Here is an 18,420-nt window from a genome sequence, read left to right on the forward strand (position 1 = left end):
CGGGGTCGGTGATTGGGTTGACATATGTCTGATCTTGAAGCGGAGCTGCGCAGGGCCGTCCGGGGTGAGGTCGGTTTCGACGTCACGTCCCGGGCGCTGGTCACCATGGACGCGTCCAACTACCGGCGGGTCCCGCTCGGCGTGGTGGCGCCGCGGGACGCCGATGACGTGGCCGCCGTACTGGAGGTGTGCCGGGAGCACGGGGTGCCGGTGGTGGCGCGCGGCGGAGGCACCTCCATCGCGGGCCAGGCCACCGGCACGGGCGTGGTGCTGGACTTCACCCGGCACATGAACCGGCTGGTGTCCCTCGATGCGGAGGCGCGTACGGCCGTCGTCCAACCGGGCCTCGTCCTGGACAGTCTCCAGCAGGCCGCCGCCCCGCACGGGCTCCGGTTCGGCCCCGACCCGTCCACCCACAGTCGCTGCACGCTCGGCGGGATGATCGGGAACAACTCGTGCGGGTCGCACTCGGTGGCGTGGGGGACGACCGCGGACAGCGTGCGGGAGCTGGACGTGGTCACCGCGCGGGGTGACCGGCACCGGCTGGGGCAGGGCTGGGCGGGCGCGCCGGAAGGGCTACGGGCGCTCGTGGACGGGGAGTTGGCGCGGCTGCGCACCGGGTTCCCGGACCTGCCCCGCCGTATCTCCGGATACGCACTGGACGCGCTGCTGCCCGAGAAGGGCGCCGACGTCGCCCGTTCCTTCTGCGGCTCCGAAGGCACGCTGGGCGTGCTGACCGAGGCGGTCGTACGACTGGTCGAGGCGCCACGCGCGCGTGCGCTGGCCGTGCTGGCGTACGCCGACGAGGGCGCGGCGGCCGAGGCGGCGGCCGGGCTGCTGCCGTACCGGCCGCTGACGGTCGAGGGCATGGCGGCGGACCTGGTGCCTCCCCCAGAGGGGGTACCCCCAGCGGCCGCGCTGCCCCGGGGCGGTGCCTGGCTGTTCGTGGAGACGGGCGGGTCGGACGCGGCGGAGGCACGCGCGCGTGCGGAGGCGATCGTGCGGGCCGCCGATGTCGTGGACTCCCTGGTGGTGACGGACGGCGCCGGACAGCGGGCGCTGTGGCGGATCCGGGAGGACGCGAGCGGTACGGCGACACGGATGCCGGACGGGAGCGAGGCATGGCCCGGGTGGGAGGACTGTGCGGTGCCGCCGGAGCGGCTGGGAGCCTATCTGCGCGACTTCCGCGGCCTGTTGAACGCACACGGCCTGCGCGGCACGCCGTACGGGCACTTCGGCGACGGCTGCATCCACGTCCGTATCGACTTCGACCTGATGACGGACGCGGGCGTCGGCCGCTTCCGGCGCTTCTCGGAGGAGCTGGCGGAGGTCGTCGTGGCGCACGGCGGCTCGTTGTCGGGGGAGCACGGGGACGGCCAGGCGCGGGCCGAGCTGCTGCCCAGGATGTACGGCGACGAGATGGTGAGCCTCTTCGAGCGCGCGAAGGGCGTATGGGATCCGGACGACCTGCTCAACCCGGGGATGCTGGTCCGGCCGTCCCCGCTGGACGCGAACCTCCGCTTCTCCGTCCTGCCACGGAAGCCGGTCGACGTGGAGTTCGGCTACCCGTCCGACGGCGGCGACTTCTCCGCCGCCGTCCGGCGATGCGTGGGGGTCGCGAAGTGCCGTACGACGTCGGTGTCGGGGCCCGCGGTCATGTGCCCGTCCTTCCGCGCGACCGGCGAGGAACGCCACTCCACGCGCGGGCGTGCCCGGCTGCTGCACGAGATGCTGGCGGGCGACGTGGTGACGGACGGCTGGCGTTCTCAGGAGGTGCGGGACGCGCTCGACCTGTGCCTGTCCTGCAAGGGGTGCCGCTCCGACTGCCCGGTCGAGGTCGACATGGCCACGTACAAGGCGGAGTTCCTGCACCACCACTACGCGGGGCGCCGCCGCCCGGCCGCGCACTACAGCATGGGGTGGCTGCCGGTGTGGCTGCGGGCGGTGGCGCGGATGCGCGCGGCACGGCTGGTCAATGCGCTGGCAGGCATCCGGCCGTTGGCCTGGGCGGCCAAACGGCTGGGCGGGATCGCGCCCGAACGGCAGATTCCGCGGATGGCGACGGAGACGTTCAGCCGGTGGTGGGGACGGCGGGTCCACGAGCGGGCCGGCCGAGTGCTGAGGCCCGTCACCGAAGGCGACCCCTCCTTCGGCGACGGCCTGCACACGGTCGCCCTCCTGTGGCCCGACACCTTCACCGAGCACCTGTCGCCGTCGGTGGGCCAGGCGGCCGTACGGGTCCTGGAGGCGGCGGGCATCTCGGCGGTACTGCCGCCGACGAAGACCCTCGCGGGACGCCGGGGCCGCGTCTGCTGCGGTCTGACGTACGTCTCGACGGGCCAACTCGACCGGGCGCGCGCCGTGTTGGGCCGCACGCTCGATCTCCTGGAGCCCCTGCTGGAACGGCCCGTACCGGTCATCGTCCTGGAACCGAGCTGCGCGGCCGCCCTCCGCGCCGACCTCCCCGAACTCCTCCCCGACGACCCCCGCTCCCACCGCCTGGCCGACCGCGTCCTGACCTTCGCCGAGGCGCTGGAGCAACTCGCGCCCGACTGGACACCGCCCCGCCTGGACCGGCCGGCCGTCGGCCAGACCCACTGTCACCAGCACGCGGTCCTGGGAGACGCGGCCGATCAGCGGTTGCGTCAATCGGCCGGACTGACAGGTGACTTGACCGGTGGGTGCTGCGGCCTCGCCGGCAACTTCGGCTTCGAAGAAGGGCACTTCGAGGTGTCGGTGGCCTGCGCGGAGGAGCAGCTGCTGCCGGCGGTGCGGGAAGCGGGCGAGGGGACGGTGGTGCTGGCGGACGGGTTCTCCTGCCGGACGCAGTTGGAGCAGGTGGCGGGGGTGCGGGGGTGGCATTTGGCGGAGGTGTTGGGGGAGGGGGTGGATGGGGGGTGATGTTTCACCACAAGGAATCCCACAGTTCGAGGACTGCGGGGAACATGGCGCATAACTGTGCCGCGCGGTGAAGCAGGGGCCAGTGAGCCCGGGTGAGGGCATTGAGGCCGGTGAGGTTCTCAATGCGGCCAGTGCGGTACCGGACCGTCTTTTCATGGATGTTCAGGGCCGCTGCCACAGCGCGCACAGAACCGTCGTGCCGGTCCAGGGACTCCAGGGTTTCCAGCAGCGGAATCCGCTGGTTCTCGGGAAGCCGCAGGATGGGGCCGATCACTTCTTCGACGTAGTCGCTGACGAACTCGACCTGCTGGTTCGCGAGCATTCGATGCCAGAGCAGCCTTCTGGCATCGATGATCCGGTCGCCTTGGTTGGCCGAGTCGGCGTGCGGGAGGACATCCCAGGCCGCGGCGTACCGGGCGGGCGCTTCGTCGAATGCGACGGCTCGGGTGTACACGGTCGTCGTAGTGACAGTTCGGCGGAGCCATGCAGTGAAGGCGCTGATGTCGCCGGCCGAGCAGAGCATGAGCGTGTGCGGTTCCGGCACGGAGACAGGCGCGACGATCACGTGGACGGACCGACCGATCCGGATGGTCGTGGCCTCGGTGTGCTCGAAGACGTGGCCGCGGGCGATGGCGATGGAACCGGGGAAGACCGAGTCCAGCCCACCTTCCAGGACGATCTTCGTCAGGTAGGAGCGTCGCCACGACTGCGTCGGTTCGGTGATCAGGGCGCAGAGTGCGTCGATCGGCCGAAGATGCTCACCACTCTGGTGACGGGAGTGACGTTGCTCCGCGTATCCATCCGCAATGAGGTTGACCATCTCCTCACTAATTTCCAGAAGTCGCTTCCCGTGCCGCTCCAGCCGTGCGGTCTCGGCCGTGACGAGGCCACTCTCGTCACAGGTGCGAAGGGCCTCGCTGTGCCCGAGAAGAAGGATGCTGTGGATGACCACCAGGCTTGGTGGGCGCCCGCCCGACTGGGCGATCCGCTCCCCGAGCCGGTGCAGTTCATCGCGTTCCTGGTCATGGAACGGCCGCTCCTGGAGGCAAGCTCCCAAGCCGATGCGCAGACAGCGTCCGATGCGGTTGAGCAGGTGTGACTCTTCGGGAGCGGCCCGGTCAAAGATGGCTCCGGCGAGAGCCCTCACGCGTGGGGCGGCGGCACTCGTCAACAACGCGATGCGCTCTGCGTCAGGAAGGCCATTGGGATCGTCGGGAAGCTGGTCGGCAAGGTCGTCGGATGGTCTCCGCATTCCTGTGTTCCCCCTGTATGTGCACGCGCGTAGAACCACAACGCACATCTCAGGTATCGACCATCGCTGACGGAGGACCAGGGTTCCATGAGTGCCACGGGATGATCACCAAGATCGCCCGAGACGGACATGACGGTCTTTCAAGTTCTTCACATGACGAAAACCGCAAGTCAAAGTGATGACCTGCGGCTTCCGGTGGTGCGGTGGGGATCGAGCGTGCAGAGGGTCAGCGGCTCATAACGCTTTCGAAGAGTTCAAACGCCTGGTTGAGCTGAGGCCAGTGACTCCGAGTGAGGGCATTCAGCCCCGTGAGTGCTTCTATACGGCCCACTCGATAGCGGAGTGTTTTCTCATGGATGCTGAGGGCCGCGGCCGCCGCGCGCACCGAGCCGCCGTGTTTGTCGAGGCAGTCGAGGGTCTCGAGGAGTGGGATGCGCTGGGTTTCCGGCAGTTGAAGGATGGGGCCGATCACCTCCTCGACGTAGTCGCCGACGTGCTCGATGCGCTGGTTGGCCAGCATGCGTTGCCAGAACAGTCTCCTGGCATCGATGTAGCGACCGTCGTGATCGTTCGTGTCGCTTACCGCGAGGATGTCGCGGGTTGCCGAGTAACGGGCCGGTGCTTCTTCGAACGTCACGGCCCGGGTGTACACAGTGGTGGTGGTGACCGTCTGTCGAAGCCACTTCATGAAGGCGTCAGCCCTGGCGCTCGGGCAGAGAATGAGCGTGTGGGGGTCGGGAGCGGCGACGGGGGCGACGACAATGTTTGCGGAGTTGCCCATCCGTACGATTTCCGGTTCGGTTCCTGTCCCGACATGTCCATCAGCAATGGCCATGACCGCCGGGAATAATCCGTCGAGACCGCCCTTTCGGACGATCTTGGTGAGGTAGGAGTGTCGCCATGACTCGGTGGGCCCGGTAATGAGGGAACAAAGGGCGTCGACAGGGCGCCTTGTCCGCCCAGTTCTGCTGCGGCCGAAGCGTTCGTCCGCATATCCGTCCATGATGCAGTTGGCCATTCTCTCGCTCAGCTCGAGGAGCCGCTTGGCCCCGTCTTCCAGCCGAGCGGTAAAGGACGGGGGCAGTGCGTTTTCCTGGCAGGCACGGATGGCTTCGCCGTGCCCGAGGAGCAACACGCTGTGGATGCCGACGAGTGCTGGGGGACGTGCTCCGGAGGCAGCGATCGCCTTGCCGATGCGGCGGAGTTCGTGGCGTTCGTCCTTCAGGAAGGGACGTTCGTGCAGGCAGGCGGCCAGCCCGATGCGCAGACAGTGGGTGATGCGGTGCAGCAGGTGCGACTCGTCGGAAGCGGTTCGGTCGAAGATCGCTCCGGCGAGGGCGGCTACCCGTGGTGCGACGGCCCTGGCCAGGAGAGCTGTGCGTTCCCGGTCCGCGACCGTGAGTTCTTGTCCTGCGGGTTTCGGTCGTGGCACCCGTTCTCCCACCCCGTTGTACACAGTCTTCCCAATCCTTGAGTAGGCGGCTTCGGTTGCACCGGGCCGGATCGCATCATGAGATCCCCGTCAGAGCTTGGGAATGATCTGCAGCCGCTCGTCCATGTCATTGAGGTCCTCCTGCATGCTGGACAGAGTGGTGTTCATTCCTCCCATCTGAGTGGAAAGATCCTTGATGCTCGACTTCATCGACTCGACGTTCTTGGCCACCGTGGGGAGCGACGAAGCGTCCTTCTCCAAGGCGCTGACGCTGCTGTTGAGGTCCGAGATCTGAGTACTCAGCGTCGATATCTTCGAGGCCATTCCGGGAAGCGGCTCCATCAGCTTCCGCATGGCTGTCATGCTCTGATTGAGCAGCAGCATCCGCTGCTTGAGGTCGCCCAGCGCGTTGAGCTTCCTGTTCGTTGTGCCCAATTGCTTGTTGGTGACGGCGAGTTGTTTGTTCGTCGTCCCCAACTGACTGTTGGTCGAGTCGAGCTTCCTGTTGGTCTCGGTGAGCTGCTCGTTGGTCGAATTCAGCTTCTTGTTCGTCTCGCTCAGCTGCTCGTTCGTCAACTCGAGCCCGGACGTCGTGCCGCCTTCGATGTGCACGAGCGCGTCGTGCATCCGGGAGAAGTTGAACTGCAGGACGCTGAGGATTCCGAGGTAAAGCAGTGGGGCGATGAAGAAGATCCGGCGAGGCATCCCCCCGCCGGTGGGCTTCCTCTTCTCGCGTGCCTCGTTCTCCTCTTCGGTCCCGGACGGGGAATCGAGCCCGTCTTCCCTGGCGGGGACCGCGGTCAGCTTGTCGCTCATGGGTAACCTCGTCGTTCCGTGGGGGGATGGCGATCGGCGTCCTAAGCCGACGGGAGCGCGTCGTCGCGCAGGCAGGTGTGCAGGATGAGCCGGGAACAGATGTCGGTGGCCTCCTCGTCGCTGAGGTGGGTCCACGGAGGCAGGTGCAGGCCTTCGATCAACCCACACACAGCAATGGCCAGTTGGTCCAGATCGATCTCCGGACGCATCCCGGGGTGAGCGGAGAGCAGCTCCAGACGGTCCCGCAGCTGCTTGATGATGCTGTCGCGGATGCTGGTCTCCAGTTCGCGCATCTCGGGATGATCGATGCAGGCGTCGGCCCATGCGGTCAGCAGGCCGGCCGCTCCGCGACGGCGAGTCACCACCAGGGCGACGGTTGCTCTGAGCCCGTCGGCCGGGTCATGGAGGAGTTCGGTGAACTCGGTCGTCTCGACCAGTCCGGTGATCTCCTCAAGTCGTTCGCCCACGACCGCGAGCAGCAGGTCGCGCTTGCTGCCGAAGCGGGTGTACACGCTGCCCACCGACGTTCCGGCCGCCGCCGCCACCCGTTCGACGGAGGTTCCGCGCCAGCCGTCGGCGCTGAAGCCGGCATCCGCCGCGCGGAGCAGAGCGGCGTGTGTCTCCTGGCTGCGCCGTTGTTGCGGCTTGCCCGGGCCGCGGGCGAGCGGTCGGCTCCCGTACGAGCTCATCGCAGCTCCAAAATCTGAATTCGGATTCGTAAGTCGGATTCATGTTTCTCCGTGCTGCCCGGATGTGTCAACCGTCGACCCAGTGGGGTGTCCGGCCGCCGGAGCTCCGAGTAGGGGTCCTGACCTGCGATGTTCGTCCCCGGGTACCAAACCTGGGAGACGCCGATCTGGGTAGTGGTGATATTGCTGGTGGCTCTTCCCGACAGAGAGGCTGCAGACGTCGCACAGCACGTCGACCAGCACGAGGTCGCACGACAACGGGGAGAGCTGTCGAGATGATCACTGGGCCGCGCATCCTGGCGTTCGGTCACTATCGGCCCGAGCGCATGGTCACCAATGAGGAACTGGCCGCTCGGGTGGACACCAGTGACGAGTGGATACGCAGTCGTGTCGGGGTTTCCAACCCACACATCGCGGCTCCACAGGAGTCAGTGACCGACATGGCCGTGTCTGCCGGAGCGAAGGCGATGGCCGCAAACGGACTGCCGTCCGACGAGATCGACCTGGTGGTCGTGGCGACCTGCAGACAAGAGCCCCAGATATCCGCCGCCGCGCCTGGGGTCGCGCACCGGCTGGGGATCGAGGCGCCCGGGGCCCACGACATCGTCGACTCCGGCAACACCTCCGCCGCCTCGGTCCCGCTGGCGCTGTCCCGGATGACCGAGCAGGGCCGATTGCACTCCGACGATCCCGTGCTGCTCCTGGGCTTCGGCCAAGGCCTCACCTGTGCGGCCCAGGTCATCACCGCCCCCTGATCAGCCCTTCGCTTCCCCTCTCGCATCTCACCCGCCGCGCTATCCGGAGGACAGGTATGTCCGAATGCACCAGTTACCTCGGCCCCAACGCCCTATTCGACTGGCTCGATGCGCAGGACGGCCAAGGGACCGTCGATGTGGTCCTGCTGACGCATCCCCGTGACGAGGGGGACGCCCCGCGCCTGTTCCCCTTCATCGACAAACTGGCCCCGCATGAGGTCGCGGGACTGCAGCGCCACCTCAACCCCATGTTCGGCGAGATCATCAGCACCGGTTCGTTCACCGTCGGCATCATGTTCCTGCCCTTCTTTGCCCACGAGTTGATCGAGCCCAAGAGCCGCCGGCGCTGCGCACAGATCCTCCAGGAGGACGCTGTCCGCATGGCCGCCAAGGTCGGGGCGAAGATTCTCTGCCTCGGAGGGCTGACGGGGGCTCTGTCCCTCTACGGCCGCCGCCTGGTCGAGCCGGCTGAACGGGCGGGAATGACGCTGACCACGGGCCACGCCCTCACCGCCGTTGGCGTCCACCAGACCTATGGTCAGGCACTCAAGGAACTGCACCGGGATCCCGGCATGCAGCGTCTGACCGTGCTCGGCGTCGGCAGCATCGGCCGCGCCTTCACAGAGTTGCTGGCGGCGAGCGGGCATCCGCCCAGGGAGTTGGTCCTGGTGGACCGACCCCAGGCCGCGGGCAAACTGGAAATGCTGGCCCGCGAGTTTCAAGAGCGGACCGGTACCGTCACGCGCACCGAAGTGACCGACGCCATGGGTGCCCTCGTCCCGGGGACCGCCTGCTACGACACCGACGTTCTGGTCAGCGCCGTCAGCACCCCGTATGTCGTGGATATCGACAAGGTCGCGCCCGGCACCGTCCTGGTTGACGACAGTCAGCCGTACTGCTGGGACCGAGAGAAAGCGTGGCAGCGCTGCGTCGACGCGGCCGACATCGTCCCGTGCGACGCGGGCCTGGTCGACTGCGCGAGCCTCGGCTACTCGTCCCGCTTCTCCTTCGACTTCGCCGACATGGACGCCGACGGAGCCAGCACCACGGCCTGGACCTGCCAGACCGAGGGGATGCTCCTCGCGCTGGACGAGCGGCTGCCGCGCACGGTGGGCGAGCCGTCCATCGAGACGATCCTCGCCTATGAGGACGCCTTCCTTGGCAAGGGGCTGCGCATCCCCACGCTGCAGTGCGGCCCCAACCCCCTGCCCGTCGACAAGATCCTGGCTGCCGCCGCCTCCGGCACCGCCGCCTGATTCTCAAGGGAGCAGACAGTGACGACACCGACACCTGACGACTCCGTCTGCCGACGGTGCGGTATGCCGTTGGCGTACGACGCCTTCCTCCTCTCCGCTCAGGGAAAGCCGGCCTCGCCCGATCCCGAGCTGTGCATGCACTGCTCCACCGGAGTCAAGGTCGAGGACCGGACCGGGCAGAGCGCCGACAACAAGTGGATCCTCGACCTGATCCTGCGCACCTACCAGGCCAAGAGCCGCGGCACCCGGGGCCTGGCCTCCGTCCTCGGCAAGGTCAACTCCGTGCTGCCGTCCGGCATCCGCTCGCTGACCGAACTCGTGGGCAGCGTGCCGGACAAGAGGCCGGGCACTGTCGACGCCATGGTGCTCTACAGCGGCGGCAAGGACTCCAGCTGGATGCTCATCGAACTGGCGAAGCGCCAGGAGTTGAACGTCGTCGCCTGGATGCTGGACCAGGGCTACCAGTCACCGGCCGCAATCCGGAACGCGCAGAAACTGTGCGACAAGTTGGGCGTCGAACTCGTCATAGCCAAGCCGCCTCGTGACCCGATGGACACACTGTTCCGGCTCGGCTTCACCGTGAACGAGACCGGTGACCCGGAACTGATGCGGTCGGCCATGACGTACGGCTCGGCCTGCTGGCCGTGCTTTGCCACCATCGCCGCACAGGCCACGCTGTACTGCCACGAGAACGACGTCGCCTTTTGCTTCATCGGCACCCAGAAGGGCCAGAACCGGATGGACCTGGCTGGTTCCCCGGCGCTGTCCGGCGGCGCGCTTCCCCCGGTGATGAGCATGCTGGACAAGTTCGTCGCCCCGATGCGGCAGCACGCGGAGGCCAACGCACCCGCCTCCGCCCAACTGTTGCAGACCGCCGAATGCCGCAGCGTGCTCATCCCGTTCTATGAGTTCGTCGAAAAGCCCCCGTTCAAGGAACAGATCGCCGACTTGGAGAAGGCGGGCTGGCACATGCCGAAGAACACCGGTGCCTGCAGCACGAACTGCATGATGAACGAACTAGGTCGCAAGGTCATGCGGAACCAATACGGCTTCGACCTCTACCAGATCATCGACGCCCACGAGCGGCGGCTCAGCGATGATCCGACGCCGGCCCCTGTCGCCGCGGTCGACGAGGACGCGGTCCGGACGGGCGCGAAGCTCATCGAGTTGACGCCCGTGGAGCGCCTGAAGTTCGGGGTGGACACGTGACGAACACCTCGGGCACGCAGAAGAACAGGGCGGACATCGGCGGCTACCGTTTCGTCGATCACGTCGCCCGCCGAGCGGTCAGCTCGCTCTCCCACGTCATCGGCGTCAAGAACGTCACCCGGCCGTTCTGGAACCGCTGGCGCATGTCCGGCATCGATGACGAGACCCTCATGAGGTTCCTGTCCGGCATCGAAAGCATCGACGACTGGCCGTACGCCGCAATGGAGTTGGTGTATCTGGCCGAGCGCGAGCTGGGGACATCGACGACCCACACTCGCGAGCGGCGGGTGGAGCTCCTGCGGCGGCTGTCGTATCTCGCGCACATGGCCCAGTGGGGCTCGCTGCCCATGACCGACCTCAAGCGTGACGCTTACCGGAAGTCGCGCGACTACTACATCGAGGCCGAGACGCTGGTCTGGGGCGAGAACTACCTGCGGGTCCGCGTCCCTTTCGACGGCCACGAATACGCCGCCAACCTGCACCTTCCGGAGAAGCCCGAAGATGCGGAACGAGGCCTCCCGCTCATCGTGATCCTCCATGGCATGGACGACACGAAGGAAGAGCACCTGGCCACCGAGAACGAGCTGTGCCAGGCGGGTTTCGCCGTGCTCGGCATCGACGGGCCGGGCCAGGGCGAGAGCCTCATCCTCGACGAGAAGACCTGGCCAGGAAATTTCCACCAGATCGTTCCGGCCGCAGTCGACGCCCTGGCCGGTCCTTACGGCCTCGACCCGAATCGGGTCGGCGTGATCGGTATCAGCTGGGGCGGCCTGTGGGCCCTCAAGGCCGCCGCGGCCGACGAACGCGTGGCAGCCGTCTACGACCTCGGCGGCCCCGTCGACGCAGGCCGCTGGAAGAAGCTGCCGTACTTCCTCAAGAGCAAGTACGGCCAGGTCCTCGGGATCGAGTCGCCGGACGAACTCCCCGACTACCAGAGCGTCTTCTCCATCACCGATCCCGAGGTGTTGCGCCGGGTCCGGGTGCCGGTGCGCATCGTTCACGGCGCCAAGGACCCGCTCGTCAAGGTCCGCGACAAGCAATGGCTCCGCGAGACGCTCCTGACCATGCACCCCGAACAGGACGTGACCCTGCTGACCTTTGCGGACGGCGACCACTGCTGCACCGCCCACGGGGCCGAGATCCGCGCCGACGGCGCCGCCTTCTTCAGCCGTGTACTCGGTGTGTCCCAGCCCTCGCAGCTCACCTTCTGACCCGCAGCGGTCGCCGTAGCCGCTGCAGAAGAGAAAGGAACGGAACATGGCCACCGACATATCAGCCACCACCGGGATGAGCACCGAACAGCAGGAGGTGCTCACCAAGCTCGCGGAGATCATCGAGGAGATCGCCGAAGTCCCCGCCGGCGACATCTCCTTGGACAAGCGCTTCGTCGACGATCTGGACATCGACTCCCTGTCCATGATCGAGATCGCCGCGCAGACCGAGGCCACCTTCGAACTCGACATCGCGATCGAGGCCCTGGCGGAGCTCCTCACCGTGGGCGACGCGGTGGATCTCGTCCTGGCCAAACGGCCCTGACGATCCTCTATCCGCGCGGAGGGAGCCATGAGCGACAACGACATCGTCGTCACCGGCCTGGGAGCGACCACTCCTCTCGGCGGTGACGTCTGGTCCACCTGGAACGAGATGCTGACCGGACGCAGCGGCGTGCGAAGACTGGACGCCGACTTCGTCGGGAAGTACCGGCTGCCGGTCACGATCGGGGCTCCGCTCGTGGTGGACCCCGCCGCCGTCCTGCCGCGCGGCGTGGCCCGCAGGCTGGACCGCTGTGCCCAAGCGGCGCTCGTGGCCGCCGAAGACGCCTGGGAGGACGCCAAGGCCAGGGATCAGGCTGATCCGGACCGGATCGGTGTCGTCGTCGGAACCGGTATCGGAGGTGTGCGGACGCTCCTGGAGCAGGCCGAGTTGTTGGCCAGGGACGGTCTGCGCCAGATGTCCCCGCTGACGGTGCCGATGCTGATGCCCAACGGACCCGCCGCGCACGTCGCTCTGGTCCTCGGCGCACAGGCCGGCGTGCACGCACCGGTCTCGGCGTGCGCGTCCGGAGCCGAAGCCTTGGTCTGGGCCTGGCGGATGCTGCGCGCGAACGAGGCGGACATCGTGGTGGCCGGCGGGGCGGAGGCGAGCCTCACCGGCGTCACGATGGCCGCGTTCGCCCGGGCTCGCACCCTGAGCCTGCGCAATGACGACCCCGAGAGAGCGTCGCGGCCCTGGGACGCCGACCGGGACGGATTCGTCCTCGGCGAGGGTGCAGGGATCCTGGTGCTCGAGCGGGCTGAACACGCAAGGGCCAGAGGCGCCAAGGTATACGCGCGCCTGGCCGGCGTCGGCACGAGTGCGGACGCCCACCACATCACGGCTCCCGACCCGACCGGGCGGGGCCAGGCAAGGGCCATCCGGGCCGCGGTGCGCAGCGCCGGCCTGCGCCCCACCGATGTGGGACACGTCAACGCGCACGCCACGTCCACGGTGGTCGGTGACATTCCTGAGACGGTCGCGATCCGGTCCGCGCTCGGCGACCACCCCGTACTGACCGGTCCGAAGGGCGCTTTGGGGCATCTTCTCGGCGCCGCGGGAGCCGTCGAGGCGATTGCCACGGTGCTGACGCTTCATCACGGAGTCATCCCGCCGACCGCCAACCTGGAGCGGCTCGACCCCGAGGTGCAGCTGGATGTCGTGGCCGGTGAACCCCGGCAGACCGGCACGGCTGCCGCCGTCACCGACTCCTTCGGCTTCGGCGGCCACAACGTCACGTTGACGTTCACGAAGGCCTGACCACGGAGGAGAAGAACGGGAACGTGACGCAACTACGCATCGCCCTGGCCCAGATCAACACCGTTGTCGGCGACCTGAACGGGAATGCCGACAGAGTCGTCGAATGGACACAGCGCTCCGCCGAGGCAGGGGCGCACCTCGTGGTCTTCCCCGAGATGGCGGTCACCGGTTATCCGGTGGAGGACCTGGCCCTGCGGCCGTCGTTCGTCGACGCCTCGATCGAGAAGCTCGACTCCACGGCGCGCCGCCTGGCCGCCGAAGGCCTCGGTGGCCTTCCGGTAGTCCTCGGCTACCTCGACCGGCGGGAAACAGGGACCGGTCCTTCTGCTCTGAACGCCGCCGCACTGCTGCACCGAGGACAGGTCGTGCTGCGCACGGCCAAGCACCATCTGCCCACCTACGGTGTGTTCGACGAAACCCGTTACTTTGCCCCGGGCCGCCGACTGCCGGTGTTCCGCCTGCACGGCATCGACATCGCCGTCGCCATCTGTGAGGACCTCTGGCAGGACGGAGGCCCGGTGGCGCTGACCCGCGACACCGGAGCCCGGCTGCTGGTCGTGCTCAACGCCTCGCCGTACGAACGCGGCAAGAGCGAGGTGCGTCGGGAGCTGTGCGCGCGCAGGGCCCGGGAAACCGGGGCGGCACTGGCCTACTGCAACCTGGTCGGCGGACAGGACGAACTGGTCTTCGACGGAGCCTCGATGATTGTTGACGGCTCCGGCGAGCTGCTGGCCCGCGCCTGCCAGTTCGAAGAGCAGTTGCTGGTGGCCGATTTGGATCTGCCGGCCCCCGCGCGGGCCAGGGCGGTCAGGCCCTGGCGGACGCTGCCCGGACTGGCGGAGACCGGCACCGCGTACCCCTCGCTCACGGTCGAGCGGACCGTCGTATCGCACACCCCTCCTCCGCCGTACGAACCTGCGCCTCAGCCTCGCGCCCAACTCCTCGGCGAGCTCGACGAGGTGTACGCGGCACTGGTTCTGGGGGTGCGGGACTACGTCCGTAAGAACGGATTCGGGTCGGTGCTTCTCGGCCTGTCGGGCGGTGTCGACTCCGCCCTGGTCGCCACGATCGCCGCGGACGCGATCGGCCCGGACAACGTCCATGTCGTCCTGCTGCCCAGCCGATATTCCAGCGAGCACTCGATCACCGATGCGGACGAACTGGTCAAGCGGCAGGGGCTGAACGCCCGGACGGTTGCAATCCGCAGTGTCGTCGACGCCTTCGAGGCCGAGATCGACGTACACGGGCTCGCGGCCGAGAACCTCCAGGCGCGCGTGCGGGCCGCGATCTGGATGGCTCTGTCCAACGAGCACGGTCATCTTGTACTCACCACCGGCAACAAGAGCGAGATCGCGACCGGATACTCCACGCTGTACGGCGACTCCGCGGGCGGTTTTGCCCCGCTCAAGGACGTACCGAAAACTCTGGTCTGGCGGCTGTGCCGTTGGCGGAACGAGCAGACCGGCCACACCGCATGGCTGCACCCGTTCGGTGTGGCCCCGATTCCGCAGCACATCATCGAAAAACCGCCGTCGGCGGAGCTGCGCCCCGACCAACTCGACAGCGACTCGCTTCCCCCGTACGACGTCCTGGACGCACTCCTTCAGGACTACGTCGAGAACGACGTGGGGAGCCGGGCGCTGATCGAGGCGGGCCATGATCCCGACCTCGTGGCCCGCGTCGTCCGGCTGGTGGACCTGGCCGAGCACAAACGGCGCCAGTACCCGCCCGGCCCGAAGATCACGCCGAGGAACTTCGGCCGCGACCGCCGGCTGCCCATCACCAACGGCTGGCGTGAGGGCGCCGGCCGGCTTCGCGAGAGGAAGACCGATCATGCAAAAGGCCCCGCAGCAGACGCCGTTTGAACAGGACCGTGACGACCTGGTCACCGTCCTGCGCAGATGGGCCGGCGAGCAGGGCGACCGTGTCGCCACGGTCTATCTGGAGGACGGCACACCGGGGTCGGGCGAGATCGTCTCGAGCTATGCCGACCTGGACCGGAGCGCCCGCCGTATCGCCGCCTGGCTGCAGGCCCGTACGCGTCCCGGTGATCGGGTGTTGCTGGCCCATCTGCCCGGGCCGGCGTTCCTGGACGCGTTCCTGGGATGCCTGTACGCGGGCGTGATCGCCGTGCCCGCGCCGCCCCCCGACGGCCGCCGACGCAGTCTCGCCCGCCTGTCCGGCATTGTGGCGGACGCCGGTATCGGCCATTTGCTGACCGATACCCCGACCATGCCCCTGCTGCGGGAGTGGCTGGACTCCGGCGACACCGGCCTGGAGTACGTCGCTTCCGACGATCTGGACGCCTGCTCCGAGGACTGGCAGCCGCCTCGACTCGACGGCGACACCGTCGCGTTCCTGCAGTACACCTCGGGTTCGACCAGCACGCCCAAGGGGGTGATCGTCACTCATGGAAACATCGTCGCCAACCACGAGGCCATCCGTGAGGCCGCCGAGTCCACGAGCGAGATCCGGGGGGTGGGCTGGCTGCCGCACTTCCACGACATGGGACTGATCGGGCAACTCCTGCACCCCCTCTACGTGGGCGGCACCCTGTACTACATGTCGCCGCTGGCCTTCCTCAAGCGTCCCTGCTCCTGGCTCGAGGCCATCAGCCACTACCGCGCCACCATCACCCCGGCCCCCAACTTCGCCTACGAGCTGGCCGCTCGCCGGGTCAGCGACGAGCAACTGGCCCAACTCGACCTGTCGTCGCTGGAAGTGGCGCTCAACGGTGCGGAACCGATCAGCATCCCCGTGCTGGAGCGCTTCGCCCGCCGATTCGCCCCGGCCGGCCTACGAGCCGAGTCCCTGAGCCCGTGCTACGGCCTGGCCGAGGCAACCCTGCTGGTGACCGGGACCCCGCGACTGCGCGGCCTGCGCACTTATGCCGCCGACGCGGCGTCCTTCCAGCAGGGGTGGCTGACGCCGGCGTCATCGGGCGCAGCCGTCCAGCATCTGGTCAGCAGCGGGCGCGCGGGCATCCTGAGCGTACGCATCGTCGACCCCGCCACCCTTTCGGGGCTTCCCGAGGGACGGATCGGGGAGATCTGGGTGACCGGCCCCAGTGTCGGTGCCGGTTATTGGAACAATCCCGAGCTGACGGAGGAGACCTTCGCCGGCACCACCGCCGACGGACAGAGCGGCTTCCTGCGCACCGGGGACCTGGGCGTGCTGCTGGATGGGGAGCTGTACGTCACCGGCCGCATCAAGGACCTGATCATCGTCAACGGGCGCAACCTCTACCCCCACGACATCGAGGAGTCCGTACGCTCCCTGCACCCGGCACTGGCCACGGGGGCAGCCGCGGCCTTTTCGCTCGGCGGCCACCCCGAGCACGTGGTCCTGGTCCAGGAGATCAAGCCCAGGTACCTCGACGGCACGGGTACCGCTGAACTGGCCGCCACTGTGGCCAGCCACATCCGGCACACCTTCCAGATACCGCGGGCCTCGACGCTGCTGGTCGCACCGGGTTCGGTGGAACGCACGACGAGCGGGAAGATTCAGCGGGGCAGGATGCGGGAGTTGTATCTGCGGGATGCGTTGACTGCGTTGGAGGTCGCTCCTGCTGAGGAGACGGTCAGCGCTGGGGGTTGATGAGGAGGGGCCGCAGCCCAAGCAGCAGCGCTTCTTCGGCCAGCCGGGTCCGGCGCCCCGGTGTGAGGCGGGCCGACAACCAGGCCCATGCCGCCGCGGCAAGCGGGGCGAAGTGCTCGGGAGCGCAGTGTGTGGCACCGCGGATGATCCACACTGTGGTGCCCGTCCGCCCGCCCAGGCCGGTGACGTCGGCCCGCGGAATGTACTGGTCGTCGGAGCCATTGGCGGCGAGGAGTGGCGAGCCGCCTGTCGCCGCCAGCAGCCCTTGCCGGCGCAGCGAGAACTGCCCGAACAGGTCCGCGAAGGCCTCGTCGTCGGGCAGCTCGTCCAGGCCGAGAGCGTTGCCGACGATGCCCGGCATTCCATAGGGCATGGCCATGAGCTCCTGGGGGCTTCGGTCGGCGATGCCCGTCGGCCCGCCCACGTCGACTGCGGCATCGACCCGGCCGAGCAGGGCGAGCTTGGCGGCCCAGTGACCCCCGAAGCTCAGGCCGAGGAAGCCGACCGGCTTCCCGTACTGCTTACGCAGCAGATCGATGACGCCGGAGAGGACGGAGTCGCTGTCAGGCCTGAGTGGCAGTGCCGACTCGCCCGTACCGGGCATGTCCATCGCGACCACGAGCAGACCGGTGGCCAGCGAGGACCCGACTAGGAGCCGGTGCAGGTCCATCTTCCAGGTGTCGACTCCGCCGGAGACCAGGAGCACTGCACGAGGTTCGGGCGCTCCACCACCGCGGCGTCGGAACAGATGCACGGGGACCGGGGTCGTCCCTGTGCCGTGCGGCACATCGAGGACCAGCCGTTGGAAGCGTACGGGGAAGTGACGGGCGGCCTTCAGGTAGCAGTCCAGCTGCCGCTCCTGGGCCGATTGCCGCTCGGGCGTGGCGAGTGCGGGGAAGCGGGCTGCGCCCCAGCACAGCGAAGCCAGCAGCAACTTTCCTTCCAACTCGGCGCGTTCGGCCTGGCGAGCCCACAGCGGCACCCAGTCTGCGTTTCGCGTCCCCCACATTTCGTCGATCTCCGCAGCCGCCCGCGCCACGAGGGCGGCCGGGATGCCGAGCCTGGTCAGCTGCCGGGTGCGCTCCTGCAACAGGGCCTGGGGATCGAGGGGGAAGGTGAACACGGCTTCTCCTGTCCGGGCTGCCGACACCGGCTGCCGACAAAAGGGTCGCTCCTGCGGCCGGTGCGGCCGCAGGAGCACGGATACGAGTCGCCGACGCCGGCTACAGCGGTTCCATGACGAAATCGCTCTTGGCGGCGCCGCATTCGGGGCAGAGCCAGTCCTCGGGGACATCCTCCCAGCGAGTACCGGGCGGAATTCCGTCTTCAGGAGCGCCCAACTCCTCGTAGTAGACCCAGCCGCACAGCAGACACATCCACGCTCGCCGGGCGGTCCGGCCACTGAGATCGCTCATGGAGCCCTTCAGCCTGCCTGTTCGGGAAGTCCGAGCTCCTTGGCCAGGTGACCGCTCAGTTCATCGATGGTCGGGTACTCGTAGAGCAACCCTGGAGAAAGCCTCTGCTCGACGACCTTCTCCAGTGCGCCGGAGAATTGAACTGCAACCCGGGAGTCGAGCCCAAGCGATTCGAAGCTGAGCGAGGTATCGATATCGTCCTTGGCGATCTTGAGATGGTCGGCGACGTGGTCGACCAGCCATTCGCGCAGCGCGTCCCGCGTCAGTGGGCGGCTCTGCCTGACAGTCTTCTTCTTGAACATGCC

16 protein-coding genes are annotated in these 18,420 nt (G+C 67.9%); 9 read left to right on the forward strand and 7 right to left on the reverse strand.

Going from position 1 to position 18,420, the window contains the following annotated elements; all coding sequences use genetic code 11:
• The first annotated feature begins 24 nt into the window (after nt 1–24).
• Nucleotides 25–2,901, forward strand: a complete 2,877-nt coding sequence (locus ACIHFB_RS32470) for an FAD-binding and (Fe-S)-binding domain-containing protein (protein ID WP_365275762.1) — start codon at nt 25–27, stop codon at nt 2,899–2,901.
• A gap of 4 nt (nt 2,902–2,905) precedes the next feature.
• On the opposite strand, the gene ACIHFB_RS32475 is transcribed toward ACIHFB_RS32470, so the two are convergent.
• From ACIHFB_RS32475 to ACIHFB_RS32490, 4 genes are all read right to left on the reverse strand, one after another.
• Entirely contained in the window at nt 2,906–4,153 is a 1,248-nt protein-coding gene (locus ACIHFB_RS32475; protein WP_400128827.1) for a helix-turn-helix domain-containing protein, read from the reverse strand.
• 226 nt (nt 4,154–4,379) lie between these two features.
• A complete protein-coding gene (locus ACIHFB_RS32480) occupies nt 4,380–5,609 on the reverse strand; it encodes a helix-turn-helix domain-containing protein (protein WP_365275768.1) in 1,230 nt (409 codons plus the stop codon).
• 66 nt (nt 5,610–5,675) lie between these two features.
• On the reverse strand, nt 5,676–6,401 hold the full coding sequence (locus ACIHFB_RS32485; protein ID WP_365275771.1) for a hypothetical protein: 726 nt from the start codon (nt 6,399–6,401) through the stop codon (nt 5,676–5,678).
• Nucleotides 6,402–6,442: 41 nt separating this feature from the next.
• Entirely contained in the window at nt 6,443–7,090 is a 648-nt protein-coding gene (locus ACIHFB_RS32490; RefSeq protein WP_365275773.1) for a TetR/AcrR family transcriptional regulator, read from the reverse strand.
• Nucleotides 7,091–7,365: 275 nt separating this feature from the next.
• Between ACIHFB_RS32490 and ACIHFB_RS32495 the strand changes: the two genes are divergently transcribed.
• Genes ACIHFB_RS32495 through ACIHFB_RS32530 form a run of 8 tightly spaced genes read left to right on the forward strand, consistent with a single transcriptional unit; the run spans nt 7,366 to nt 16,700 of the window.
• The gene (locus ACIHFB_RS32495; protein WP_365275776.1) at nt 7,366–7,845 is read left to right on the forward strand and encodes a 3-oxoacyl-[acyl-carrier-protein] synthase III C-terminal domain-containing protein; all 480 of its coding nucleotides are present in this window, start codon (nt 7,366–7,368) and stop codon (nt 7,843–7,845) included.
• A gap of 56 nt (nt 7,846–7,901) precedes the next feature.
• Nucleotides 7,902–9,101, forward strand: coding sequence for a hypothetical protein (locus ACIHFB_RS32500; RefSeq protein WP_365275779.1), 1,200 nt, complete (start codon nt 7,902–7,904; stop codon nt 9,099–9,101).
• Nucleotides 9,102–9,119: 18 nt separating this feature from the next.
• The gene (locus ACIHFB_RS32505; protein ID WP_365275782.1) at nt 9,120–10,310 is read left to right on the forward strand and encodes a hypothetical protein; all 1,191 of its coding nucleotides are present in this window, start codon (nt 9,120–9,122) and stop codon (nt 10,308–10,310) included.
• Complete coding sequence (locus ACIHFB_RS32510) at nt 10,307–11,521, forward strand: alpha/beta hydrolase family protein (protein ID WP_400128828.1); 1,215 nt, start codon at nt 10,307–10,309, stop codon at nt 11,519–11,521. The genes ACIHFB_RS32505 and ACIHFB_RS32510 overlap by 4 nt, the downstream gene beginning before the upstream one ends.
• A 46-nt stretch (nt 11,522–11,567) precedes the next feature.
• On the forward strand, nt 11,568–11,846 hold the full coding sequence (locus ACIHFB_RS32515) for an acyl carrier protein (RefSeq protein ID WP_365275789.1): 279 nt from the start codon (nt 11,568–11,570) through the stop codon (nt 11,844–11,846).
• A gap of 27 nt (nt 11,847–11,873) precedes the next feature.
• Entirely contained in the window at nt 11,874–13,103 is a 1,230-nt protein-coding gene (locus ACIHFB_RS32520) for a beta-ketoacyl-[acyl-carrier-protein] synthase family protein (protein WP_365275792.1), read from the forward strand.
• 23 nt (nt 13,104–13,126) lie between these two features.
• Entirely contained in the window at nt 13,127–14,968 is a 1,842-nt protein-coding gene (locus tag ACIHFB_RS32525) for an NAD+ synthase (RefSeq protein ID WP_365275795.1), read from the forward strand.
• Complete coding sequence (locus ACIHFB_RS32530; protein WP_365275798.1) at nt 14,937–16,700, forward strand: fatty acyl-AMP ligase; 1,764 nt, start codon at nt 14,937–14,939, stop codon at nt 16,698–16,700. The genes ACIHFB_RS32525 and ACIHFB_RS32530 overlap by 32 nt, the downstream gene beginning before the upstream one ends.
• Here the strand turns inward: ACIHFB_RS32530 and ACIHFB_RS32535 are convergent.
• The 3 genes from ACIHFB_RS32535 to ACIHFB_RS32545 form a co-directional block, all read right to left on the reverse strand.
• A complete protein-coding gene (locus ACIHFB_RS32535) occupies nt 16,684–17,823 on the reverse strand; it encodes an alpha/beta fold hydrolase (RefSeq protein ID WP_365275801.1) in 1,140 nt (379 codons plus the stop codon). The genes ACIHFB_RS32530 and ACIHFB_RS32535 overlap by 17 nt on opposite strands.
• Nucleotides 17,824–17,923: 100 nt before the next feature.
• Nucleotides 17,924–18,115 (reverse strand): rubredoxin, encoded by a 192-nt coding sequence (locus ACIHFB_RS32540; protein WP_365275804.1) that lies wholly within the window; start codon nt 18,113–18,115, stop codon nt 17,924–17,926.
• Between the two features lie 8 nt (nt 18,116–18,123).
• A complete protein-coding gene (locus tag ACIHFB_RS32545; protein ID WP_365275807.1) occupies nt 18,124–18,417 on the reverse strand; it encodes an acyl carrier protein in 294 nt (97 codons plus the stop codon).
• Nucleotides 18,418–18,420: the final 3 nt, after the last annotated feature.

This window comes from Streptomyces sp. NPDC051963 (genome assembly GCF_044593495.1).
In the GTDB taxonomy this organism is placed as follows: Bacteria; Actinomycetota; Actinomycetes; order Streptomycetales; family Streptomycetaceae; genus Streptomyces.